Annotated in this window: 18 protein-coding genes; 11 read left to right on the forward strand and 7 right to left on the reverse strand. The window is 67.6% G+C overall.

Annotation, left to right across the window (positions count from 1 at the left end; genetic code table 11):
* The first annotated feature begins 146 nt into the window (after positions 1-146).
* Both R4P08_RS17380 and R4P08_RS17385 read left to right on the forward strand, forming a co-directional pair.
* A complete protein-coding gene (locus tag R4P08_RS17380) occupies positions 147-1,178 on the forward strand; it encodes a hypothetical protein (RefSeq protein ID WP_317815129.1) in 1,032 nt (343 codons plus the stop codon).
* Positions 1,179-2,026: 848 nt separating this feature from the next.
* Positions 2,027-2,524, forward strand: a complete 498-nt coding sequence (locus R4P08_RS17385; protein WP_317815130.1) for a hypothetical protein — start codon at positions 2,027-2,029, stop codon at positions 2,522-2,524.
* A 405-nt stretch (positions 2,525-2,929) separates the two neighbouring features.
* Here R4P08_RS17385 and R4P08_RS17390 read toward each other — a convergent pair whose 3' ends face one another.
* Together R4P08_RS17390 and R4P08_RS17395 are read right to left on the reverse strand one after the other, a co-directional pair.
* A complete protein-coding gene (locus tag R4P08_RS17390; protein ID WP_317815131.1) occupies positions 2,930-4,093 on the reverse strand; it encodes an FAD-dependent oxidoreductase in 1,164 nt (387 codons plus the stop codon).
* A complete protein-coding gene (locus R4P08_RS17395; protein WP_317815132.1) occupies positions 4,090-4,983 on the reverse strand; it encodes a DUF1295 domain-containing protein in 894 nt (297 codons plus the stop codon). The genes R4P08_RS17390 and R4P08_RS17395 overlap by 4 nt, the downstream gene beginning before the upstream one ends.
* A gap of 141 nt (positions 4,984-5,124) precedes the next feature.
* On the opposite strand from R4P08_RS17395, the gene R4P08_RS17400 reads away from it, so the two are divergent.
* The 6 genes from R4P08_RS17400 (at position 5,125) to R4P08_RS17425 (ending at position 14,826) form a co-directional block, all read left to right on the forward strand.
* Positions 5,125-6,102 carry a hypothetical protein gene (locus R4P08_RS17400; RefSeq protein ID WP_317815133.1) on the forward strand — a complete coding sequence of 326 codons (978 nt, stop codon included), beginning with the start codon at positions 5,125-5,127 and terminating at the stop codon, positions 6,100-6,102.
* A gap of 106 nt (positions 6,103-6,208) precedes the next feature.
* Positions 6,209-7,660, forward strand: coding sequence for a DUF2130 domain-containing protein (locus R4P08_RS17405; RefSeq protein ID WP_317815134.1), 1,452 nt, complete (start codon positions 6,209-6,211; stop codon positions 7,658-7,660).
* Between the two features lie 310 nt (positions 7,661-7,970).
* Positions 7,971-9,107, forward strand: a complete 1,137-nt coding sequence (locus R4P08_RS17410) for a hypothetical protein (RefSeq protein WP_317815135.1) — start codon at positions 7,971-7,973, stop codon at positions 9,105-9,107.
* A complete protein-coding gene (locus R4P08_RS17415) occupies positions 9,104-11,206 on the forward strand; it encodes a hypothetical protein (RefSeq protein WP_317815136.1) in 2,103 nt (700 codons plus the stop codon). The genes R4P08_RS17410 and R4P08_RS17415 overlap by 4 nt, the downstream gene beginning before the upstream one ends.
* On the forward strand, positions 11,191-13,953 hold the full coding sequence (locus tag R4P08_RS17420; protein ID WP_317815137.1) for a helicase-related protein: 2,763 nt from the start codon (positions 11,191-11,193) through the stop codon (positions 13,951-13,953). Before R4P08_RS17415 ends, R4P08_RS17420 begins: the two co-directional genes overlap by 16 nt.
* 447 nt (positions 13,954-14,400) lie before the next feature.
* Positions 14,401-14,826: an organic hydroperoxide resistance protein gene (locus R4P08_RS17425; RefSeq protein WP_317815138.1), complete on the forward strand. Its 426-nt coding sequence runs from the start codon at positions 14,401-14,403 to the stop codon at positions 14,824-14,826.
* 124 nt (positions 14,827-14,950) lie between these two features.
* Here R4P08_RS17425 and R4P08_RS17430 read toward each other — a convergent pair whose 3' ends face one another.
* Positions 14,951-15,214 carry a hypothetical protein gene (locus tag R4P08_RS17430; protein ID WP_317815139.1) on the reverse strand — a complete coding sequence of 88 codons (264 nt, stop codon included), beginning with the start codon at positions 15,212-15,214 and terminating at the stop codon, positions 14,951-14,953.
* A 391-nt stretch (positions 15,215-15,605) separates the two neighbouring features.
* On the opposite strand from R4P08_RS17430, the gene R4P08_RS17435 reads away from it, so the two are divergent.
* Together R4P08_RS17435 and R4P08_RS17440 are read left to right on the forward strand one after the other, a co-directional pair.
* Positions 15,606-16,319, forward strand: a complete 714-nt coding sequence (locus tag R4P08_RS17435; protein ID WP_317815140.1) for an alpha/beta hydrolase — start codon at positions 15,606-15,608, stop codon at positions 16,317-16,319.
* Between the two features lie 137 nt (positions 16,320-16,456).
* A complete protein-coding gene (locus R4P08_RS17440; protein ID WP_317815141.1) occupies positions 16,457-16,933 on the forward strand; it encodes a cupin domain-containing protein in 477 nt (158 codons plus the stop codon).
* A gap of 72 nt (positions 16,934-17,005) precedes the next feature.
* Here the strand turns inward: R4P08_RS17440 and R4P08_RS17445 are convergent, their stop codons facing one another.
* From R4P08_RS17445 to R4P08_RS17460, 4 genes are all read right to left on the reverse strand, one after another.
* A complete protein-coding gene (locus R4P08_RS17445) occupies positions 17,006-17,761 on the reverse strand; it encodes an SDR family NAD(P)-dependent oxidoreductase (protein ID WP_317815142.1) in 756 nt (251 codons plus the stop codon).
* Positions 17,762-17,806: 45 nt separating this feature from the next.
* Positions 17,807-18,673: an enoyl-CoA hydratase-related protein gene (locus tag R4P08_RS17450; protein WP_317815143.1), complete on the reverse strand. Its 867-nt coding sequence runs from the start codon at positions 18,671-18,673 to the stop codon at positions 17,807-17,809.
* 94 nt (positions 18,674-18,767) lie between these two features.
* Positions 18,768-20,264, reverse strand: a complete 1,497-nt coding sequence (locus R4P08_RS17455; protein WP_317815144.1) for an alpha-L-fucosidase — start codon at positions 20,262-20,264, stop codon at positions 18,768-18,770.
* Positions 20,261-20,707, reverse strand: coding sequence for a hypothetical protein (locus tag R4P08_RS17460; RefSeq protein ID WP_317815145.1), 447 nt, complete (start codon positions 20,705-20,707; stop codon positions 20,261-20,263). Before R4P08_RS17460 ends, R4P08_RS17455 begins: the two co-directional genes overlap by 4 nt.
* Before the next feature lie 144 nt (positions 20,708-20,851).
* On the opposite strand from R4P08_RS17460, the gene R4P08_RS17465 reads away from it, so the two are divergent.
* Positions 20,852-23,497: a helix-turn-helix transcriptional regulator gene (locus R4P08_RS17465; protein ID WP_317815146.1), complete on the forward strand. Its 2,646-nt coding sequence runs from the start codon at positions 20,852-20,854 to the stop codon at positions 23,495-23,497.
* Positions 23,498-23,799: the final 302 nt, after the last annotated feature.

Consider the following 23,799-nt stretch of genomic DNA (forward strand, 5'->3'; position numbering starts at 1 on the left):
GAACCTCGCCTAACCGAGTGTGCGCTGTGGGCGCTCCCACCCATTGGTGGGAGCGACCACTTTCGATCGCCTTACTCTGAGGTCGCGGGACCCACGACATTGTGGGCCCCGCTATTTCTGCTCAACCAAGCCTGAGGAACCTGAAGATGAGTCGCGTACTGTCAGCGAGCACGGCACTGTTGGTGGCCGTAGTTCTTGGCCTCCTTGTTCCCGGCAGTATGGCGCTGGCGCAGGAGAACTCGGGCGGTTTCGGCATCCGGATCGGCGAGGTGCCAGTTGATCTCGCCGACAACCCTCGGGCATCGACCTACATCATCGATAACGTACCGCCGGGAAAGCGCATGGAGCGCCAGATCGTCGTGTCGAGCACCATGTCCGAACGCGCCAACTTCGAACTCTATGTGGGTGCGGCACACGTCGATGACGAGGGTTACCAGGCAGAGCCTCGAGGGGCTACCAATGCGTTGACCACGTGGACCTCACTCGACAAGACGGAGGTCACTCTCGATCCGGGCCAGGAAGAAGTGGTGACAGTCTCCGTCGACGTCCCCGCCGACGCGCCCGAGGTCGAGCAGTATGCGCTGATCTGGATGTCCACGAAGGTGGATGAGAACAACGCCGACGCCGTGCAAGCCGTCAGTCGCGTCGGCATCCGCATGTACCTGTCGGTGGGGTCGGGGGACGGACCTCGACCAAGCTTTTCGATCGGATCCCTCCTGCCGATCAGGCTGGGCGACGGCACGGCAGCGATCAAAGCGATCCTGGAGAACACCGGTGCCCGGGCCGTTGAGGTATCCGGGACTCTCGATCTCACCGAGGGGCCCGGTGGGCTTTCTGTGCCCGCCATCGAATCCGGCGGGAAGACCATTCCCCCCGGATCCAGTGGGGAGTTGATCATCGAGGTGCCCAGTAGTAGCTCGTTCCCGGCCGGGCCGTGGTCGGCCGAGGTGACTCTGGACAGCGGGTACGGCAAAGAGACCGCCGCTGCGGAGCTCTCGTTCCCGGAACAAGGGGAGGGGGAGCCGGTTGCCGTCACCGGTGGGCTCTCGGCAGCAGCATGGATAGCCCTCGGGTTCGGTGGCGCGATCCTGGCCGCGCTACTCGCCCTGTGGCGGAGGCGGGGTTCCTCCTCGGCGCAGGATGCTGCGCAGACCGGAACGGACGTTCGCGCGTCGTGACCCGCGCGGGCGCGCGCATTCCGCCGCAGTGGTTGTCTCCGGCAATTCACCGGCGGGGCGGCTCGAGGGGCACCAGGGGTCAGGCCGGCGGCCAGGCCGATCGTGGGTAAGGAGCGGTTGACCACATCGGCTTGCCCGACGCCGCATACACGAAACCCGATACTGACGCCGCCGACAATGTCGCAACCACAGCAGTCATGGCGGGTGGTGGGCGGCCGGGTCGGGTTGACAGGGGGTTGGGTGTGCGAGTCGGACGCTGGATGGCTCAGGAGAAACCCGTCGAAAGGGCTGCCGCATCGAAAGTCGGGCTAGGCGAGGTAAGGGCGAGGTCATCGGCCGTCGAGTGGTAAACGCGGGTACAGCGTGTGCCACGCCTGTCTCGGCGCGGTGGGCCCTCGGTTTTGCGTGACAGATTCAACTTATGTCGCGCGCGCAGGGGATCGAATTTCCGGCACTACTTAGGGGACGCCAGCCAAGTAACTCCTCTGGACTGCGCGAACGCTGCGGGCTGGAGTTGTCTGGCCGGGAGTGTGTCGGCATCGAGTTGCGCGTTCGCCCGCACGCGTGACTTGCCCGCGCCCATGTTCAGTAGTCGAATTGAACTGACTCCGCCTCGGAGTAGCGCATCTAATTCGACTTAAAGTACCCTGAGTGATCTTGACGGTAATTCAGACTCGAAGGGTCATCTCGAACGAGACGACCCGCCTTGGAAAGGCTAAGCGGTGACAGATTTCAATGGCGGAGGCTCCGGAGCAGCTGACGCGACGCAAGCTGAAGGAGACCAGTTACCGAGTCGCGCGTCTCAGGGCTTCCGTGGTGCTCTCCTAAAGCAGGGCCCACTAGTCCCCGTGCTGCTCAGCGTTGTCATTGTGCTGCTGGTCGTAGTCATCGGCATGGTCGCGGTCTCCTTCGCCGGAGCCTCAGAGAAGAGTTTCACTGCAAAGGGGATGATTCGAGACAGCACCGGGTTCATGTACGACCCTTCGGACGGCAGCTCAATTTTTGCGGGAACGGATGTCGAGAAGTACTTGCGCCTAGACGAAAGGGAGCCGAGCTGTGCCGGAGGCGATATCGATGAGACCTCGATACTGACGATCGCCGACGCCGAGGGGAAGGTTCTCGCGACCACCCCGCTCGAGTTTCAACCTTCGATGTCAATGGCGAAAGACCCAGACAATTGGCTAGACCGCGGTTGGTGTGGGTTCACGTTTGAGGTCCCAGATATCAAGTCAGACTCTGATTTCTTCCGGTTGACTGTGTCGAACACTGTTGACGGGATCCCTCCGGTCGAACGGCAGAAGCTGATCGGCGGGGCTGAGATCAATCTCAGTGGCGGCTATCGCTAGTTTCCAACAGGTCAGCGCTTTTCCGTCCGGACGCAGATGGGGAGTTCGTCGACGCCAACTACCAGCGAGCCACCCGTCGCACCGGCCGTCCGCCCGTCGACCGGCGCGCATGCGCCCGTAGTCGCAGCAGTGCCCTTCACGCAGCGTGGCGGGCGCACTACGAAGGCGCGGGGCTGGCGAGACACCAGAACATCACGTTGGTTTTCAGATACCGGATGGAACCCTCAACCGTGTAGCCACCGTCCCCCGCGGAAGGTCCACTCAGAAGCGCAGCGGTGGTCCGCCGATCACTGGGTATCGCCATGCGCGAGTGGCGCAAGGTGGAGGCGAACGAATCTTCAGTGAAGGCAGTGGCGTGGAGGGGCTGGTCGGTCGCCGTCGCGGGCCTGATCGTTGCGGAGGCCGTCACCGGAACCCCCACCGTCGTCCCACTCGACCGGCGGCAGAACTGAGCCCCCGCACACCGCCGTAGATCCCCTGGCGAGTGATGAGGCGTTGGAGCAGGACGTCGTTGGCGCGGGCTGGGACGCGGACGCCGTGGCCGGTCGGCGCGAACACGACCAGTCCGTCACGCTGCGGGCCGAGCACCGAGCCCCAGCGGTGGGACGGCGGCCGGTAGTCGCGCAGAGGCGCGCCGGCGAGGTGCGCGCGGATGTTCCGTGCAACCAGGGCGTGGCCGCGGTTGCGGGCGGAGGTGCGCAGCGGGTCGGTGGCGGCGACATCGCCCACCGCAAAGACGGCGTCGTGTCCGTTGACCTGCAGCGTCGAGCGCACGCTGACAAACCCTCTGGCGTCGAGCATCTCGTCCGGCAGCCACGCGGTGTTGGGCGTGACGCGGCCGATCGCCCAGAGCACCACGTCGGCTGTGGTCGGCGGTTGGCCCGTCGACCAGGTGACCGGTGCGCCGGTGAGCTGCCCGGCCTCGGCATCGGCGTTCTCGGGCGGGAGTACTGCGCGGTGACCCGGCTGCAGGCCGACGCCGAGCCCGTCCAATCTCGCTCGCACCTGCTGCCAGACCCGGTGATGGTGGTGGGGGAGTGCCCGCTCGCCAGGGAAGTAGACGTCCACCTGCTTGGTGGGCCAGCGTTCGGCCACCTGCGCTGCCGAACTCAAGGCCGCCGCGCCGCCGCCGATGATCACGACCCGCGTCGCTTCCTCGATGCGCTGGTGAGCGCCATTGAGGTCGGCGTCGACGGCCTCGGTGTCCTGGAGGGCGGGGTGGCGCCAGAATCCGTTGGTCACCCCGGTGGCGACGACGAGGACGTCGTACGGTTCCACGGTGAGAATGCCGTCGCCGCGGGTCACGCGCACGGTGCGGGCCCGGGTGTCCACGGCGGTGGCGCTGCCGTGCACGATGCGCGCGTGATCCAGACCGCGGAACCGGCTGTAGGCGATGCGGTAGTCACGTGCCCACGCCTCAGGCCGGGCCAGCCTGAGACCGAGCTCCTGGCCGCTGACGAACTCCGGCTTGGCGGTGATTCCCACGACGTCGCCGTTCCCGCGCAGCGCGATGGCCGTAAGGACTCCGGAGTCGCCGAGCCCCGCGACGACGATGCGGGGAGGGGTCACGCGCGGGTCGTCTGGAGCGAGCCCTTCTTGGGCGGCCGCGGGAAGAACCGCGACACCCGCGCCACGACCTGGCTGTATTCGGGACGCCGCTCCAGGCTCCGCTGCTCCATCATCGGGATGCTCACGCCGAGGAACATCGTCACCATGGCGGCGGCGCCGACGAACACCCACCACGCGCCCGGGTAGGCCGCGAGGCCGAAGAGCGCCATCGAGAGCCAGATGCCGCACTCGCCAAAGTAGTTCGGGTGCCGCGACCACGACCACACGCCGGACTGCATGACCTGGCCCGGCGACCTGGTGGCGATGAAGCTGTGCATCTGCAGGTCGGCGACCGTCTCGAGGGTCAGCGCCGCGATGCCGACGGCACAGGCGAGGTAGTCGAGCCAGCCGAGCGGCTCGCCGGCCCTGGTCGCGACCACATAGACGGGGATGAGCCCGGCAAAGACCACCAGCGTGGGGAAGACGTGGATGCCCATCAGGTCCGCGACGACCCCGAAGCGCCCGGCCCGCTCGCGGACCAACGGGTACCGCCAGTCCTCGTGGTGCATTCCGGGGAAGGTGCGGATCCAGTTGGCCGTCAGGCGGATCGCCCACGCCAAGAGCACGATCATCATCAGCCACCAGCGCACGTCGTTGACGCCCGCGTCGGCCGCCACCCACCAGTAGAACGCGAGCAGCGGGGGGATCACCGACCAGTAGGCGTCGTACACGCTGGAGTTGCGGAAGATCCGGCTTCCCGCGAAGACCACCAGCGTCGCAATCAGGTCGGCGAGCAGACCGTCCAGCCACAGGTGGTCGGTGGCGGGTCCCCACAGAAGCCACGCCAGACCCGCGGCGATGGCGATGACGTAGACGATCGTGACTCGCAGGAGAGATGCGCCTCGGCTCATGAGTGGAGGGTAGAGAGACGTTCACGTCCAAGTCGGCGAATCGGCGATATGTCAGCCGTCTCGGTGAGGTCGCTCGGCCGACCGCGGCGGGCCTAGTGTGTCGGACCCGGGTAGTACAAACGTGGTGACGAAGGAGGCCACATGTCCAAGGCGTTGGCGATCAAGGTGAACGGTGACCAGCTCGAGCTCGGGCCCGTGCAGGTGAGCTTCCAGCGCACCCTCCGAATCCCGGAGGACGGCCTGCATCCGCTCCCGCCCGGGCTGGGGCGGTTCCCGCTTCGCCGCGTAGCGGACTACCCGGACACCGCGCCCGCGGACTGGCTGGCCCGCGGCGGCGTGATGATGCCGCTGTACCAGCGGGAGGCCATGTGGTTGTCGTTCGACAGCGACGAACCCGCCGCGTTGCAGGTCGGCGTGGGCAAGGTGTGCGCGATCAGCGGAGAGACCTGGGACGAGACCCTGGCGCAGGACCCGCAGAACTATGCGGCCCTGCCCGACCAGCCGTGGCTCGACGGCATCAACGCCGGCGAGGGTTACATCCGGCAGTTCGTGGCCGTGCCACTCGGGCTCGGGGCGACCGTCGAGGCGCAGGTAACCGGCTCCGAGGAGCACGGAGGTGTACAGCTGCGTGCGGTCGGACTGACCGACGACGCTCTGCGCGAGTGGAAGGTAGAGCAGTCCCCACCCGGCGGCCCTCACCTCTACTGTGCCGACCCGGTGCTGTTGCAGAGCTCCGTACCGGACATGGGCTTCGGGGCCGGCGGACGCATGCGGCAAGAGGTGTATGCCGACGACCGCGCCGTGACCGACTACGACGAGAATCGGTCAGGGCGCATCTTTGTCCACCTCTGCTCAGCGTCTCAGTGGACGGCGATCACCGGCGAGGTCCCGCCGCCCACCCCGGTCGACCGCGAGACCTACGTCGCGCACGAGCTGCCGTGGTTCGACTACTACGACGCCGACCACGAGAACCTGGCCCCCAGCGGCACCCTCGCCGGCGTCAAGACCGTTGGCACGCTGCTAGGCGACGACGACGGGCCACACACGCCCGTCGACCCGGCCACGGTCATCCAGCTCAAGGGCGACGGCGGGGACGTCGTTAATGGGGGGACGTGGTGACAACGGCGTGGCAGTTTGGCGAAGAATATCTTCATTGCCTATGTTCACAGGCATGATAACGGAGTAAACCCCTCGCACTCCCGTCCTGCCCTCAAGGAGTTCCACTGTGCATGAGATCGTCTGCCCGCATTGCGCCAAGGCGTTTACCGTTGACGAGGCGGGTTACGCCGAGATCGTCCGCCAGGTCCGTACCGCGGAGTTCGACCACGAGCTCCAGGAGCGCCTCGCGCTCGCCGCAGACGAGAAGGCCAAGGCCGTGGAGCTCGCCGAGGCTCGAGCCGCGGGCGAGCTGCAGAAGGCCGCGGCAGCAAAGGACGCCGAGATCCACGAGCTCCAGGCCAAGTTGAAGGCTGGGGAGGTGGCCCGGCAGCTCGCGGTGAGAGAGGCACTCGCCACGGTGGAGAAGGAACGCGACGCGTTGGCGAACCAGCTCGAGAAGGCGTCGGCGGCCAAGAAAGCCGAGCTGGAGCTGGCGGAATCCAAGGCGGCCGGCGCGCTGCAGCAGTCAGTAGCCGCCAAGGACGCGGAGATCCAGGAGCTCAAAGCCAAGCTCGAAGCGGACGGCGTTGCCAGGGAGCTCGCGGTGACCCACGCCGTGGGGCAGGTGGAGAAGGAGCGGGACAACCTCAAGCACGACCTGGAGCGGGCGACCCTGGAGAAGCAACTGGTCGAGAAATCGCTCAAGGAGAAGTACGAGACGCAGATCAAGGATCGCGACGACGCGATCGAGCGACTCCGGGACCTCAAGGCCCGGCTGTCCACCAAGATGCTCGGAGAGACCCTGGAGCAGCACTGCGAGACCGAGTTCAACCAGATCCGCGCCGCGGCGTTTCCCCGGGCGTACTTCGAGAAGGACAACGACACCAGCTCCGGCACCAAGGGCGACTTCGTCTTCCGCGACACCGACGAGAACGGGGTCGAGGTGGTGTCGATCATGTTCGAGATGAAGAACGAGTCCGACACCTCGGCCACGAGGCAGAAGAACGAGGACTTCTTCAAGAAGCTCGACAAGGACCGGAACGACAAGGGGTGCGAGTACGCGGTGCTCGTCTCGATGCTCGAGCCGGACAGCGAGCTTTACAACGTCGGGATCATGGACGTCTCCCACCGCTACCCGAAGATGTACGTGGTCCGCCCGCAGTTTTTTCTGCAGATCATCACGCTCCTGCGGAACGTCTCCATGAACGCGCTCGAGTACAAGTCACAGCTCGAGCTGGTCAAGGCCCAGAACGTCGACATCACCGGTTTCGAGGAGGAACTCGAGACCTTCAAAACGCAGTTCGGCAGGAACTACGACCTCGCGAGCAGGAAGTTCCACAGTGCGATCGAGGAGATCGACAAGGCGATCGTCCGGCTACACAAGGTCAAGGACGAGCTGCTGGGGTCCGAGCGGAACCTGCGGTTGGCAAACGACAAGGCCAGCAATATGTCCATCAAGAAACTCACCCGCGGCAACCCGACAATGACGGCAAAGTTCGCGGCATTGAGTAGCGCGGTGGTCCCTGACCACGAAAACGGTGTCGAGATCGGTCACGAGAACGGGGTCGAGATCGAGTAGTTCGAGGTGGGCCTGGCCAGCCAGCCGCCCCGCAGGACGCGGTGAGACATGGGCCGGACGTCGTTCTCGATGTTCGGCGCAAGGGCGGTATCGACAGATGCCCTCAAGCCAAGATAAGACGAACGCAGCGAACGACCCGAACGGTGGCTCCAACGTGAGTGTGCTCGAACAACTGCCGACCCTGTCCAAGTGGGATCCCGAGATCACCGGCGAGGGCAGCCTCGATCCGCTGGGAATGGGATCGATAGCGGATCGGATCGCTGATCACCTGGCGCCGGGAGTCCGAGCCCGCATGCGCGACCCGCATTTCGTGGCGCGCATCGCGCTCTCCGCGGTCGTCGTCCAGGAGTTCAGCCAACTGCGGAGCACAGATGGGACCACGAGGGCGGACATAGTCCTCGAATGGAACGTGCTGGAGTCCATGGTTCGCCACCAGCGGGACGAGCTTAAGTTGATCCCGTTCCCCGGAAGTTCGAAGACTGCGCGTGCACTGGCGGGCGGTGGCCGACTGTCTCCGACGACGTACCTGCGGGGCCCGCGGGTGTTCGGCTTCACCGGTGTGTACCGCCCGTACTGCGTGGACACCGGGGTGCTCGACACCCACGGTGACCCCGGCGAAGCTGCTCGGGATCTGGTGGAGGCGTGGGAGCAAGATCGAGACCTCTACGGATTTCTGCACTATGACCTCTCCACAGAGGGAGGGCAGCTGCGCAGATGGATCGCAATTTCGGTCGAATCGAGCCTGCGAGCGGGGGAATCGCGCGTCGAGAAACACACCGCCAGAGCCAAGGAACTCGCCCAGATCGTCTCCACGGTAGGGGAGGGACCACGCGTCCGGGCGCTCCTCAGGGCGCAGCTGTTCGAGACGAGCCACGTCTTGAGGAAGGAAGCGGTGGAGTTGATCGATCAGCTCCCCGCCACGACCGACGGCGCTCCCGATAGAAGCGTGGCCGAGGCCATACGGCCCGGGGCCAGCGACGAGCTCGCACGCGTGCTCGATGCCGTGACCCGGTTCGAGCGGCTGGCCGTGACGATGGACAACTGCTTCCGATCAACCCTGTCGACCTTCCGGTTGATCACCCCCGAGGCGATCGCGACGGACGAGTTGCTGAGGGACGGAGCGTCGTCGATCCGGCGTTGTGCCGACGAGGCGATCGCCGCCGTCGCTGCCATCGACCAGATCGGAACAGAACTCAGTGAACGCGTAGCCGAGCTCGTCGCTCCCGTGCGCGAGGCGACGGGCCCGGTCCAGTTCTTTGACGGGCTCGTCAACAGGCACCTGGCCGTTCAGCAGGCAAAGGGGAAGTCGCCGTGGATCACGGACCTCGAGGAAGGCTGGGTGCCCCGCCAGCTCTACCGGGAACAACCCGAGCCACGTGACGTCGACGGGTGGATGCATCCGTACCGACTGTCGACGCTTTACTCCTTTGTCGAGGGAACCCGATGAAGCCGGTGGAGGGGAAAGTACTGCTCGACCACTGGCAGCCACCGCCCGGAGCAGGTGCGCCCATCGCGGTGTTCGCGGCGACGTTCGCCCTTGAGGCGGACTTCGTCGATCGGGACTGCCTTTCCAGGTTCTTGTCGGTCACCGGGGTGGATGAGTCCCCCGACGGCGGGACATCGCGGACGGTCGACGACATCGTGGCGCGGATCGAGCTCGAAGATCTTCTGGGAACAGTGACGGTGACGGTGCTCGCCGACCGGAGTTCGGTCCAAGCCCGGTCCACCCTGCGCTGGGATCTGCTCCCGTGCTCGGTACCGAACGGACTGATGCACTCGAAGGTGGCCGTGATGATGTGGGAAAACTCGACCCGAGTCCTGATCGGGTCCGCGAACCTCACCTCAGCCGGCTACCGCAGGCAGGTAGAAGTGATGCTGCCGATCGACCTCGGCCCCGACTGTCTGCTCGCCCGGCCCGACCTCACCGAACTCGCCGACGAACTCAGGTCCTACCTGGATCTCATACCGGGGTACGGCCCCGGTCTGCCCGCCTGGGACCGGGCCAACGCGTCGCTGGAACTCTTCAGGGACCGAATCGAGGAGGTGCCGATGGCGTTCGGCCGCCGGCGACTCCGGACGATCCTCGCCCCCTCGTCCCCCTTGGCCAGCGACGCCGGCCGCTCGCCGCGGCGTCCCCTGGAACGGTTCGAGGACGTGTGGAGATCCTTCGCGCGCCCCAAGCGCCTCGCCCAGGTCTCGCCGTACTTCGACATGGACGACGAGAGGGCCACACAGGCGATCGTGGAGGCCATCCTGCCCAGGCGAGGTCGCCATTCGTGTACCCACGAAGTCCTGACCCTGCTCGACTACTTCGGGACCGTCCCGGTCCCGCGCCACCTCCGCGACCGTGCCCGGACGCGACTACTGTACGTTGCCGACACCGAACGGAGACTGCACGCCAAATCACTCTTGGCTGAGAGCCGAGACGGGGTCGCGGTCCTGGTGGGCAGTTCCAACCACACCGCAAAGGGACTGGGCATCGGAGCCACCGACAAATCCCCGGGCCACAGGGAGATGAACGTCTGGGTCTGTGCGCCGGCGGGCTCCCAAGAATCCCGGGCGTTGCTCGCGCTGTCCCGAGGCGGTGAGTCGATCGGGCCCGAGGTGGAGTCCTGCACCGCAGATCAGCTCCGCGACGAGGACGAGGACGCCGCTGTTCCTCTCCCCACCGGGTTCAGGATCTGCCGCGCGGTCCGCACCTCGGCATCGACGGATAGCTGGGTTCTCCGATTTGAGGTCGACGCCGCACTCATCCGCGGACTAGACACCTGGACGATCCGCGTGCGTGGAGTGGTCCTCTACGACGCGCGGCAGTGGCGGAACGCGGGCCGGCCGGGGAAGTGGGAGGTGTCGCTCGAGTCCTCGGACCTACCCACTGCGGTCGACGTGGAGTGGGAGAGGCGACGCAACTCAAGCGAGGAGGTCGACGGCGCGGCCTCGGCGGTATGGGCTGTCGTCGTAGACGACCTTTCGGCACTTCCCCCGTCGCCTGACGTCTCCCGATTGCCTGCTTCCGTCCTCTTCTCCGCGCTCAGCCGGGGGCGTTCGCTGTCCGAGGCCGTGGCAGAGCTGCTGGCGGAGAACGAGGCCGCCACCGCTGATCCGCAACGGATCGATCTCCTGGCGCTCCACGACGATCCCAGCTATCTCCTCCGCCGAGGCAGGGCACTGGCGACCGCACTGGACGGACTCGAGAAGAGGCTGTCCGCCCCCCTCATCCACTTCAACGATCCGGATCATCTCCGGCGTCGTCTCTTCTCCACCCTCGGGCCCGTCGGACTGATCAGCCACCTGCTGCGGGATGTGGGTAGCGGAGCGGTCCCGGTGTCCGAAGCCGCCTTCACCATCGCGGAGATCGCGCTCGTCTGCAGCCGCGTTCCGTGGGAAGAGCTGATCGACGAAGGTGACACCGAAACGTGGGGCGTGCTCGCGGACGCATTGGGGGACATGCGTGCCTCTGCCAGCACATTGACGAACCTGCCCGAGAGCTTCCGGGACTACCAATCGCGAGCGTTCGAGAGGGCAGAGTCATGTATCGCCACGTAACGCAGGGCATTCGTCGGGACGCCCCCTCACCGCAGTTCCAGGACAGCTGGCAGCGACAGCTGAAGACAGCGGACGAGATCCTGAACCGCCTTCACCAGCAGGAAGGCGTGGTTCTGGCCGACCAGGTGGGGATGGGCAAGACCTACGTCGCATGTGCCGTGGCTGCATCGATACTGCTCAGTCCGCCGTCGTGGACCACCCTCCGCTCGCGTCAGGTCGCGATAGTGGTCCCACCGAACGTCGCCGACAAGTGGGTGGGGGAGTGGGCCAGATTCCACGAGACCTATCTCGGCCCGGAGGTGGGTCTGCGCGGCCCGAGGGCGCCCATCACCAAGGCGGACGATTTCCTCAAAGCGATCGACGATCCCGACTCCCGACGGGCCGACCTGCTGGTGGTCACCCACACCGCCCTGTCCAGGCTCACGGTGAACCATCACATCCAGCTCGCTCTGGTGTGGGCGGCGACCGGCGGGAACCATCCCACCGAGAACGATCTGTACTTCCGGCGTATCTACGCGAAGTGGTGCGGCGAGCACCGCGGCCTCATCGAGGACAGGAGCTACTCGACGGACAGGGTCCTCGAACTCCTGTCCCACAGCCCCGAGACGTGGCAGGACGTGTGGCGGGACCTCACGGGCGTCGACCTCGGCGACGACCCGGTTCCCGCCGACGTCATCAAGACGTTGGCGGGGTACGACTTCTCGGACGTGCTGGATTGCCTGGACGGCATTCCGCGGCGCCGAGTGGCTGACACGCGCAGTCTGGGGGACCGGCTGGTCGCCTCTCGAGCAGAGCTGGCAACGATCACGACCGGCTTCATGCGGGAGGTGCTCGGGGGGACGAGCGCACGGTTCCCTTTGCTGGTCCTCGATGAGGCACACGCCGCCAAGAACGACTGGACCAGGCTCGCCCAGCTCTTCGGTTCGCCGGAGTCGCAGACCGGGCGGGGGATCCTCCACGGCGTCGCGGACCGCATGCTGCTGCTGACCGCGACTCCGTTTGCGCTCGGAAACGACGAGTTCGTCCGCGTGCTCCGCAGGATGACGGCAGCGAGCGCCCATGGCATCGAGCGGGCGGAGAGCCTCGAGACCCTGCTCACCCGGCTCGACACGGTGATGTCCGAGGCGCAGACAGCGGCTCGGATGTTCGACGACACCTGGTCCCGACTCGATGATGGCGCGGGCCGGGAGCTGGCAGCCTGGGAGACGATCGATCCCCCGGACACACTTTCCGCCACTGCGGCCGCCGCCTGGGCGGCGGCCACTCTGTCGGTGACCAAGCGGCAGGCGATGCACGCCGAGCTGGCGAGGTGGGTCATCCGACACGAACGGCCCAGGAACCGACGGGTGATCGAAGGCGACGCCATCCGGCCCGGTGGCACGCACTGCCGGGGCATCGAGGTCCCAGACGAGTTGAGCCTGCCGTTCCTGCTTGCCGCACGTGCGCAGTCACTCTCCGAACGGGGCTCAAGCCGGCCCTACTTCGCATACGGGATCGCCTCCTCGTTCGCTGCGTTTCTACGGATAGGTGAGGGCGACGGCGACCGGGACTCCGACGACGACGAGCGTGACGGCGGAGCTGATGTCAGAGGGCACGATCCCGCCGACCAATCAGCCTGGTACCGGCGACAGATCGAGACCGCGATCCTCGACGGCGGCCAGATCAGAGCTCGACACCCCAAGGTGGACGCGACGGCCACCAGGGCTCTCGACCAGTGGAGAGCCTTCGAGAAGACAGTCGTGTTCTGTTGGTACGTGAAGACCGGCGGGAGACTGGAGAGTGAGATCGCTCGTCGCATCGCCGAGCATGTCCTCGACCGAGGCGCCCGCGAGTTCGGCATCGACCGCAGCGACGAGGCCGCCATCCGCAGCAGGTACGAGAACCTCGCGCGCCGACTCCTCGCCAGCGACACGGAGGCGCGGAGCAACCAGAGCTACCAGGTCATCCGCGCTCACATACTCGACACTCTGCGGGCCCACGTCGGCCGCGAGCCGCAGAACGAATCGGTGGCCGAGGACATCGCCGATGTCGCGATCCGGAACCTGCGCACCGACGAGTTCCTCTCGCGCTGCTCCAGGCTGGGTCCCGACATGACTGCCGAGGATGTGATCGCTGAACTGACCGAACGCAGGCCCGGCGGCGACAGCCTTATGGAGAGGTGGATTGAGTTCGCGAACAGGCTCGTCCAGCCTGGTTTCGCCCACGCGCGGAGGTCACTGCTCGAGGATCTCCTGGGCTCAGCTGCGGACGACACCGTGTCCGGCAGCGTCACCGAGCGGCACGCGCATTCCGGGCGGGCGAGCCTTCGCACCGTCCGGCGAGCGCACGGTGGCACCGGCCTCGAGGATCGAGTGCGCCTCACATCCATCTTCAACACCCCCTCGGTCCCGGACATCTTGGTCGCCAGTTCCGTGATGGGCGAAGGAATCGACCTTCACATGAACTGCGACACGATCATCCACCACGATCTGGACTGGAACCCCGGGGTCGTTGAGCAACGCACCGGTCGGATCGAGAGGATCGGATCGCTGGCGGAACGGCGTGGAACCGGAATCACTGTCTACCTGCCCTATCTGGCCGGCACCCACGACGAGAAGATGTTCCGGGTGGTGGACGATCGGCGGAAGTGGTTCGAGGTCGTGATGGGCAGAGAGGGGGGTAGTTCGCCCGACGCCAGCGGTGAAGAACTCCGACAGCCGATTCCCGATTCGATCGTGTCGGCGATGTCGCTGAGTCTCGAGGCCTGACCCAGCAGGAATCCATCTCGCGTCGCGTCGTCGACGGAGCCGATCCGACCCCATCTGCGGGACCTATGGCTACCAGAAGCACTGTTTCGGCCCGCCTTCACCTATGCGTCGTCAGCCCGTGGCGCGACGCGGTCTCGGCGCTGTTCGTCCGGGTGTTGCTGGGAACCGAATCAGTCGGGCGCGTGTTGGTCAAGCCCCCCATCTACACGAACATGCCCGGCGCGGCGCGGCGCGGCGCGGTGGCAACGGTGGGCAAGTGTCCAGATAGTCGGCATAGCGACGTTGTCGTCGTCAGTCCATCCAGCCGTACGCGATGACGGCCGCATCCATCCCGGACATTGTTCCGAATGACTGATGGTCGGTCCGTTCCGGGACGCGGCCAAGGACATCGCGGCGGCTGCGGTACTACTGTGGCGGCCGAACCGGCACCTAAAGAGGAGAGCACTCATGACCGATGCGCTGTACACCGTCGAAGCCTTGTCCACCGGCGGGGGCCGCGACGGCCACGTCGCCACCGCCGACAAGGCCGTGGACCTGGAGATGGCCCCGCCCACGGAGCTCGGTGGGTCGGGGGAGGGCAACAACCCGGAGCAGTTGTTCGCCGCCGGCTACGCCGCGTGCTTCCATTCGGCGCTACAGAGCGCCGCCCGGACCAAGAAGGTCAAGATCGACGGGTCGTCGGTGGGCGCGCGGGTCTCGCTGGTGCGCTCCGGTGAGGAGAGCATCGACCTGGCCGTCGAGCTCGAGGTGATCCTCCCCGGCATCGAATCCGAGCAGGCCAACGAACTGGCCAAGCTCGCCCACCAGATGTGCCCGTACTCGCGGGCCACGGAGGGCAACATCGAGGTCAAGGTCTCGGTGTCGGAGGACTGAGGGACGGCACCGCACCTGGTTCAGAATCGAGATGTGCCGAGTTGGGTACCGGCCGCCATGATGGGGCGGCCGGTACCCGCGGGTCGAATGGCGCGCGGTGCGTGGTTGCGGGAATGTGACAGGGTCACGCGTAAGTGGCGTGAATGCCGTCTTCGACGAGTCTCTTGATGCGGTGCAGCTGTTGGTGAAGGCGGTACCGCGATTCTTCCACCAAGCTTTCAGTACGCTCGCTGAGCGCCGCTGGGATCGTGAATGTGAGTCGAGATTCGAGGCGGGTTCCAGAGCCGGAATCTCGGAGAAGATAGGCCTGACGCAGTGAGTCATCGTCGGTACCTATCCCCCGAACGAGGCTGTAGCGCTCCTCAATTTCTTCCATAACTTCGTTCATCGCAAGTCGTTCTCGACCCTCGTCATGGACTATGAATCCCTGCAGTTCACCGACGCCACTCGGGGTGCCTGGGACGCGGAACGCTCTCACCGTTGACGGTTCGATGAGCACCGCATTCTCAGCGGGTCTGATCAAGTTCCATACATCGCGCGGTGTAGCGAAGATGTCGACTCCCGCAGACACCTCGACTACTCGCTTAAACGGGGTCCTGGATTGTATCCGCGCAGCCATGTGAGGATTCTTGCAATTAGCAACGCTACAGAATTAAGTTCTGACAATCGCGGTGGGGGAAGAAGCCACGGCCGCCGTGCAGAGCGATTGGGGCAGGCGACTCGTGGTCGCCCCGCTTTGTTGGGCGGATGAGGGCGGCGGTCGGGCGTAGGGTCGCGCCATGACGAGATTGGTCTTTCTCCCCGGCCTGCACGGCGACGCGCGGACGTGGGCCCCCGTTCTTCGCGCCCTGCCGGATCACCTGCCCGCCACGGCCCTGGACCTGCCGGCCGTGCCCGACCTCGACGCGCTCGTCGACGAGGTGGCCCGGCAGATCGCCACGGGCAGTGTTGTCGTCGGACATTCCCTCGGTGGCGTGGTGGCCATGCACCTCGCCGAGCGACACCCGTCCCTGCTGGCCGGACTCGTCCTGGTCACCGCGCCCGTGGGCGCCGAGGACCCGGAGTCGGCGGCCGCGCGCGCCGACCGTGCCGCGGGCCTGAGCCCAGAGGCGTATGAGGAGATCGCGCTCGACGGCATGGAGGCGGTGTACTTCGGCGACCGCGGGCACGACCGAAAGGTCAGGAAGGAGCGGCTGCGCGCGGCGCGGGTCTACGGGCCGGCGCGATACGCCGCGCATTCGGTGGCCCTGGGCGCCCGCCCGGACCGCAGCACGTTCCCCGCGCAGGCGCCCTGCCCGGTCCTGATCGTCGGAGCCTCGCACGACCAGGTGGTGCCCACCGCGGAGCAGCGCCGCTGGGCTAAGGCGAACAGCGCTGGAACCACCCTCGTGGCCTACGTGGAGATCGCCGAGACCGGGCACATGCTCCTCGTGGAGGCGCCGGAGGATCTGGCCCGGGCGATCAGCGCGTGGGTGGACACGATCGACGCCTGACCTGCGGGGGTCTCGTCGTCGTTGTCGTTCCTTCCACTCACCTTTGGTGATCATTCCTTCACAGGGGTCGGCCGTGCACTAGCGTGGCGACCAGTTGGTCGAATCAAGTCAGTCCGAGCGGATTCGGGGGAGTCGCCATGACGCACCCAATGATCCGAGGCGGCCTGGCGCTGGCAGCCGGAGCCGTGCTGGGAATCGCCGCGTGCAGCTCGCAATCCGCCGCGCCTCCCGCGGCGGAGCCGGAACCCGTCCGCGTGCTCGACATCGCCGAAGGCCAGCAGAGCGAGCCCTTCGAGGTGAACGTGGACGGCGGCACCGACGGAGTGCAGGTGGTACATCGAAAGGTCACCGTCGCGCCCGGGGCTGGTACCGGGAGACACTGCCACCACGGACAGCTTTTCGTGGTGGTGGAAAAGGGCGAGCTCACCCACTACTCGGCCACGTACCTCGGCGGGGTTCACGTGTACCGCGCCGGCGACTCGGTTGTCGAGGCTGCCCGCTACGTCCACGAGGGAGTCAACGAGGGGTCGGAAGACCTGGTGCTGACGGTGACTTACATAACTCCCGAGGGGAAACCGCTGCAGGAGAGGGACCTGACCAAGTGCGAGAGGTGACCGTCCGGTCAGCGGGCGGTCTTTGTCCGGTCCGCGCGGCGTCTCTCCACCCCGGTCCCGCGCCGAGGGGTCTCAGCGCGGGAGCTGCCCGTCGTCGATCTTGACCACGGTCCCGGTGACCGCCTCTGACGCGTCGGACACGAGGTAGAGCAGGGTCGAATCGAGCTGCTCGGGGAGGCCGATCCGCTTGCGCGGGAAGCCGGGCGCGATGTCACCGACCCGCGCGAGCATCCCGTCGGTCATCTCGGAGGCGAAGACCCCTGGGGCGATGGCGTTGACGTTGATGAAGTTGCGCGACCACTCCACGGCAAGAGCCTCGGTCATCCGGCTGACCGCTGCCTTGGTGGTCGAATAGAGCGCAGCCCCGTTGCCGGCGTAGTGGTAGGCGGCCATCGAGGAGATGTTGACGATCCGGCCGGGCAGCTCGGCCGCGATCAACCGGCTGGCGACCCCGGTCGCCATGAGCCACGGCCCTCGGACGTTGGTGTCCAGGACGGCGTCCACGAGCTCCGGCGTCATCTTGTGTGCGCGTTGCGCGTCGGGGATGCCGGCGTTGTTGATCAGGATCTGCGGGACGCCGAGCTCCTCGGTGACCTGGGTCAGGCAGGACTCGATGGACGCCGGATCGGCGACGTCGAGCCGGACGCCGTGCGCCTTACCCCCGCGTCCGGTGATCGCCCGCACGACCTCCGTGATCCGCTCGGTACGCCGCCCGGTGACGACGACGGTGGCGCCCGCGTCAGCCAGCACGTGGGCGAACCGGGCGCCGAGGCCGGCGGTCGATCCGGTGACAATCGCGACGCGGCCGGTGAGGTCGACAGCACTCATGTGGGTGTCCTATCCGTGGTGGAACTGGTCGGGTGTAGGGGTAGGTCAGCTGAAGAGGTCGGGCAAACCGTCCGAGACGCGGTCCGGGAAGTCCGGTTCCCGCTTATCCAGGAACGCGGCCACGCCCTCGCGGATGTCGGCGGACTTGCCACGGGTGTAGATGCCGATCGACTCGGCGCGGTGGGCCGCCTCGGGATCGGGCGCGCCGAGCATGCGCCACATCAGCTGACGGGTCAGCGCCGCCGACACCGGCGCCGTGCCGAGCGTCATCTCGCGGGCGATCTCGATGGCGCGGGTCACGACCTGGTCGGCCGGGACCAGTTCGCGCACCAGCCCACGCTCGAGGGCCTCCGCGGCGAGGATCGTCCTGCCGCCCACGGTCCACTCTATTGCCGACGAGATGCCCACCACCCGGGGCAGGAACCACGAGGAACACGCCTCCGGCACCAACCCGCGGCGGGTGAAGACGAACCCGAACTTGGCGGTGTCCGCGGCGATGCGCACGTCCGTCGGCAGGGTCATGGTCACCCCGACCCCCGCGGCCGACCCGTTGATCGCCGAGATGATCGGCTTGGTCATCCGGAAGAGCCGCAGCGAGACCAGGCCACCCATGTCGGGCGGGGCGGTGCCGGTGTCCGTGTCGGGATCCATCGCGAACGTGTCGCCGCCGCCCGAGATGTCGGCCCCTGCGCAGAACGCCCGCCCGGTGCCGGTGAGGACGACCGCGCGGATGTCGTCGTCGGCGTCGCAGGCATCGAGGGCGGCGATGATGTCGAGGAGGTTCTGTGTGGTCACGGCGTTGAGCCGGTCCGGGCGGTTGAGCCGGATCACGGCGACCTGGTCATGTCGCTCGAGAATGACCTCAGGCTGGGCGGGGGAGGTCTCGGATGCCTGGTCAGGCGCGGGCTGCATGCTGTCGGACGTTACCCGGGGTGGTGGGCGGGGTGGCCGGGTTCGAGTGCTTCCCGTGCAGCCGCCCGCGGCACGGTGGCCACCCGGCCGCGTCTCACTGACCGGCCCGCCGCACGTCCCCGCTCAGGCGGACCACGTGCGCCGGCGAGACCGGCAACCGTCCGGGCAGTTGCACGCGGACGCCGTCGCCGTGGTCGTCGATCTGCAGCGAGTGCCCACCGGACACCAGCAGCGCGGTCACGCCCGGCCCCGCGGTCAGGCCGGGCAGCACCAACTCGCTGGTCGTGGGAGTGCCCAGGGTGATCACGTTGACGTCGGCGCCGGTGCGGGTGAAGCGCACCGCGGTGCCGTCGCCCGCGGTGCCCGAGGGCATCTCCCAGGGGCGGCTCCCGCGGATCGCGGACCCGTTCTCGTGCAGCCAGCGGCCCAGCGCGCGCAGGGGTTCCTGCTGCTCTGGCGGGACGGAGCCGTCGGGAAGCGGGCCGACCCCGATGAGCAGGTTGCCGTTCTTGCTCACCACGTCGATCAGCATGTGCACGAGCTCATGGGCGGCGACGATGTCCGCCGGGTCCTCGTTGCGGTTGGCCGCAAAGGAATGCCCGACCCCGCGGGTGGTCTCCCACTTCTTGTCCACTACCTCCTCGTATCGCGCGTACTCGGGAGTGGTGAAGTCGTGGTGCGGCGAGGCCGGAAAGGTCAGTTCGCGGCTGCCGGCGGGGAGCAGCTTCCACGCCAGCTGCGCCAGCCCGCCCAGCCCTCTCAGCGCCGCCTCCGCCGCCCCGCCCCGCTGCAGATCCGTCTGCGCCCAGCGGTCGTTGACCACGCCCTCGGGCACCGCTGCGTAATAGGAGGCAAACAGGGCGGCCAGATCGGTGGAGGCCGGCCAGCCGATGTCGTTCCACAGCACCGACGGCTGGTAGCGCTCGATCAGCTCGCGGACGTGGTTCTCCGCGTAGGCGGCGTAGGCGGGATCGTCCGGTATGGCCAGCAGCATGTCCGCAGGTCCGGTCAGCGTCGCGTTGTTGAACGGCCAGTCGTAGCCGCCCGAGTAGTACAGGCCGGTCCGCATGCCGCGGGCCCGCGCGGCCGCACCCAGCGCGCCCACCAGATCCCTTTGTGCGCCGTAGCGGCCCAGCACCGGATGCGGATGCGCGGACGGCCACAGGGTGTAACCGTCGTGGTGCTTGGTGGTCAGGACCACGTACCCGGCGCCCGAGGCGGCGGCCAGCTCGGCGATCAGGTCCACGTTCGCGGTATCCGCCTGGCGGGTGAACTCCTCGGAGAAGCGGTGATAGCTGTAATCGGGCCCGTACGTCCGGGCGTGGTGTTCCCGGGTGGGGCTGCCGCGGATCGTCATGGTGTTCAGGTACCACTCGGAATACGGGTTCTCGCGCAGCATCCGTCGCGGACCGCCCTCCCGGAGCAACTCCTGGATATCGGGCACCCGCGGCGCCCACCGAGGGACCGAATACGGGCCCCAGTGCACGAAGACACCCAGCTTGACGTCGTCGTACCAGGTGGGGAGCTCGCGCCCGGCCAGCTGGGCCCAGTCGCCGTCGGGCTGGCCGCCCGTCTTGTTGCCGGCCGTCATGCCGAGATCAGACGCCGCTTCGGCGCCTCCAGGTAGTCCAGCGCACTGTCGCTCTCGGCCAGCGCAACCGCCACGGCGTTGGCAACCACCAGCAACCATGCCGTCCACAAGGTCATGTCGTACATCACGGCCAGCACCGAGAACGCCACGGCGATCGAGAGCGCCGTCCGACTCCACCGCGCACCGTCACGGAGCTTCACCGCGGCCACCAGCTGCACGATCATGGCCACGAACAGTCCGGTCGCGAGCAGCCATCCCGGTCGGCCGATCGCCTCGCCGGCGGCCAGGTGCCCCTCGGTGCTACTCAGGCCGATGCCTCTCGGGCCCGTGACAAAGGCCAGCAGATCGGTCGCCGTGAGGATGCTGAAGATCGTGAACGTGGTGAACAGGGCGCAGGAGATCCAGATCCAGGACGCGATGGTGACGGTCAATGGTCGGGTCATGGGAGCCTCTCGGGTCGGTGGCCGCCCCTGGTGAGGTGGTGCGATCAAGACCCGCTCATCGTCTACCGCCGGATACGCGCGCGTATAGAGTGCGACACACCTAATTATTAGTTTCGCTAACAGGCCGGACTGGAGTGCCAACTGGTGACCGCATGGAAGAAGACCGCTGCGGTCCTGCGTTCTGACACCGTGGCCCGCGCGGTCGCGTTGTGCGTCGACACCCGGCGCGGGGTGCTGGTGGTGGGGCCGCCGGGCGCGGGAGCGAGCCAGTGCGCCGGCGACATCGCGGCAGGTTTGCGCGCGGCAGGCGTCGCCGTCACCGTGTGGGACGACGTGGACAGAATCCCCCCGGACGGCCTCACCCAGCGCGGAGCGCCCCGGTCGTCGCCCGACGGGGCCGTGTTGGTCGCCTCGGCCCGACTTGGCGCGGCGTTGCCGCCGCAGGTCAGCGACGAGGTGAGCGCCCGCACCACCCGCCTGCCGCTGCGGAACCTCACCCGAGCCCAAACGGAGGCGCTGATCTTCTCGGCCAAGGGCGCGCCGCCCTCGTCGCGGCTGGTCGAAGCCCTGTGGGCCTGCTCCCATGGCAACGTGGCCGCCGTCCGCGCTGCCTTTGACAACCTGGCGGCCCGCGCTATGGTTCGCCGCACGCGGGACCGCCTGGAACTGACCGTGGACCCCGGCACCGCGATCGACAGTGTGATCGTGGACCCACGAATCTGGATGGGCAGCACCACGTCCGACGCGGACACCATGACCACCGCCGCGCTCGCCCGCCGCATCAGCGTCACCGACCTCGAGGGGATCCACGGCGACGCCGTGGTCAGCGACCTCATCGCCCGGGGACTCCTGATGGCGGGGCAGGTGGACGGCGTCGAGATGCTCACCGTGCAACCGCCGGTCCTGGCCACCGCACTCCGGGCCGGCGCGGACAGTCGGCGGCGCCGGGCCGTCTACACCGCGGTGCTCGCCCGTTCCGGCAGGACGCCGCCTGATCCGCGCCTCGTGCTGTGGGCGCTCGACCGATCTCTGGACGACCCGTCCTCTCACGGCCCCCTCGCCGTCGACCCCCTTGCCGACGCTCTCGCCGTCGACCCCCTTGCCGTCGACTCCCGCACGGTTCACACCCCCGCCGTCCATGCCGCCGCCGTCCTGACCGCTGCCCGCACCGCGCTCGACGAGCACGAGTACCGCACCGGCGTCGACCTGTACGAGACCGCGCGGCGGACCCACCTGGACATGACCTGGCTGCAGGAGGCCGAGCTCGCTCTGATCGCGGGCTCGTGCATGCGGCTGCTCGACAGGCTGCCGGAGGCCTGCGCCCTGCTCGAGCGGTCGCTGGATCTCCTCCAGGTGGGCGCGGGACCGCGGGGAGACGACGACGACGAGGACGACTTCGTCCGGGTGTTGATCGACAACGTGACCGCACGAGCAGACCTCACGCACTACTGCGACCGGCACCCCGACAACTCGATGCCGATGATCGAGGACGCGCATCGGATGCTCCCGCCGGGCCACTCCGCCCACGCGGTGCTGGACGCGCTGACCGTGGTGCACCTGACCTACTCCGGGCGGTACCGCGACGCGGCCCGGGCGTACACAGAGCTCACCTCGCCCGCGCCTCTCACCTCACCCGCGGCCGTCCCCCCACCCCTCCCGGCGGAGTGGGCACGACGACTCGCGGCCAACCACGCCCTCGCCCTGGACTCCCTCGGACACCCCGACGCCGCCCTCACCGTCCTGCGGCGCGTGGCCCGCCGGGCCCGGACGATGGGCCGCCAGACCTGGGCGTCCGAGGAATACCTCTCGGCGTTGCTGTCGGTTGTCCTGCACGGCTACGGGGTCAATGCCCTGCTGGCCGAGCTCGCGCCCTTCGTGGCTGTGGAGCAGGACGACTCCGTCCGCATCGACCACGGCATGCGCCGGGTCGCCGACGCGGAGATCTGCCTGGCCGCCGGCGACCTGCCGGCCGCCCTGATCGCCGCCACCGACGCCGTCGACACCCTGGAGATCGACGGCCCCGAGGACTTCCTGCCCCGCGGGATCTCCCTGTATGCCCTCGCCGCGGCGCTCTCGGGGCGCACGGCGATCGCCCGCGAGCAGCTGCAACGGCTGCGCGCCATCCCCGGGTATACGAACTCGCCCGTGGGGCCGGAGATCCGCGCCGCGGAAGCCGGGGTGCTGTTCTGCCTGGGCGAACCCGGTGAGGCGTGCAGGGTCCATCAGTCACTCGTCGACGACGGACTCCACGGTGCCGCCGTCCGCGCGGCACTGGCCGGCGTCCTCATGGCCGACCTCGACATCTGTCGGAGCGTGGCCGAGCTGGACGTCAGTGGGGATGTGCTCGTGCTGGTCCGGGACCTGGCGGCTGCGCAGCTGGCCAAGAACCCGCGGCGATTACTGGACGTGGCCGGCCGGGCTCGGGCATGCGGCCTGCTCATGGTGGCCGCGGTGGCCGCCGACCGCGCCCGCACCCTGGCCACGCCGGGGTCACAGCCCCACACGTTGGCCGAGCGGATGCTCGCCACCACCGAGATCAGTGGGCCCCTGGCCGGGCTCACCAGCCTCGGCGGCGCCGCCGGTTCGGTCCCGCCGGGGGTCTCGCTGACCCGCCGTGAAGCCCAGATCGCCGAGTTGGTCGGGCAGGGACTGACCAACGCCGAGATCGCTGCTGAACTGCACCTGTCCAAGCGCACCGTCGAGGGGCACCTCAACCGGATCTATACCAAGACCGGCACCCGGCTGCGGGGTCGCCCGCCTGCACCGGATTCCGCGAGCACGCGCGACTGAGGAGAGGCAGCCCGCAGCGCAAGCCGGGTGAATCCGTGCATTCAGCACGCGCCCGAAAGAGTGCCAGCGCATCCCGTCCGAGTTGGGGCTCGCCGTAGCCGCCCGAGCGATCTAGAGTTTTCAGCCAGAAGGCGGGTGGTCCCAATGGCTCCTCAGAACCGCGGTGAATCGCAACGATCCGTGACGCTCAGCCGGGCGGAGCGCGCCCTCCGAGATCTCGACGACCTGAACTGCCCCAGGTTTCCCGCCGCTCCTATGTGGGTTGAAGCTCTCGGCTGAGAGCGGCGTAGTAGCTCTGCTCG

The organism is Rhodococcus sp. IEGM 1408 (assembly GCF_033142235.1).
GTDB lineage: Bacteria > Actinomycetota > Actinomycetes > Mycobacteriales > Mycobacteriaceae > Dietzia.

Coding starts and splice junctions, on each gene's coding strand:
- R4P08_RS17400 (WP_317815133.1), top strand. CDS start 5,125: ATGTCCAAGGCGTTGGCGATCAAGGTGAACGGTGACCAGCTCGAGCTC.
- R4P08_RS17440 (WP_317815141.1), top strand. CDS start 16,457: ATGACGCACCCAATGATCCGAGGCGGCCTGGCGCTGGCAGCCGGAGCC.
- R4P08_RS17395 (WP_317815132.1), bottom strand. CDS start 4,983: ATGAGCCGAGGCGCATCTCTCCTGCGAGTCACGATCGTCTACGTCATC.
- R4P08_RS17460 (WP_317815145.1), bottom strand. CDS start 20,707: ATGACCCGACCATTGACCGTCACCATCGCGTCCTGGATCTGGATCTCC.
- R4P08_RS17420 (WP_317815137.1), top strand. CDS start 11,191: ATGTATCGCCACGTAACGCAGGGCATTCGTCGGGACGCCCCCTCACCG.
- R4P08_RS17430 (WP_317815139.1), bottom strand. CDS start 15,214: ATGAACGAAGTTATGGAAGAAATTGAGGAGCGCTACAGCCTCGTTCGG.
- R4P08_RS17455 (WP_317815144.1), bottom strand. CDS start 20,264: ATGACGGCCGGCAACAAGACGGGCGGCCAGCCCGACGGCGACTGGGCC.
- R4P08_RS17425 (WP_317815138.1), top strand. CDS start 14,401: ATGACCGATGCGCTGTACACCGTCGAAGCCTTGTCCACCGGCGGGGGC.
- R4P08_RS17450 (WP_317815143.1), bottom strand. CDS start 18,673: ATGCAGCCCGCGCCTGACCAGGCATCCGAGACCTCCCCCGCCCAGCCT.
- R4P08_RS17435 (WP_317815140.1), top strand. CDS start 15,606: ATGACGAGATTGGTCTTTCTCCCCGGCCTGCACGGCGACGCGCGGACG.
- R4P08_RS17445 (WP_317815142.1), bottom strand. CDS start 17,761: ATGAGTGCTGTCGACCTCACCGGCCGCGTCGCGATTGTCACCGGATCG.
- R4P08_RS17380 (WP_317815129.1), top strand. CDS start 147: ATGAGTCGCGTACTGTCAGCGAGCACGGCACTGTTGGTGGCCGTAGTT.
- R4P08_RS17415 (WP_317815136.1), top strand. CDS start 9,104: ATGAAGCCGGTGGAGGGGAAAGTACTGCTCGACCACTGGCAGCCACCG.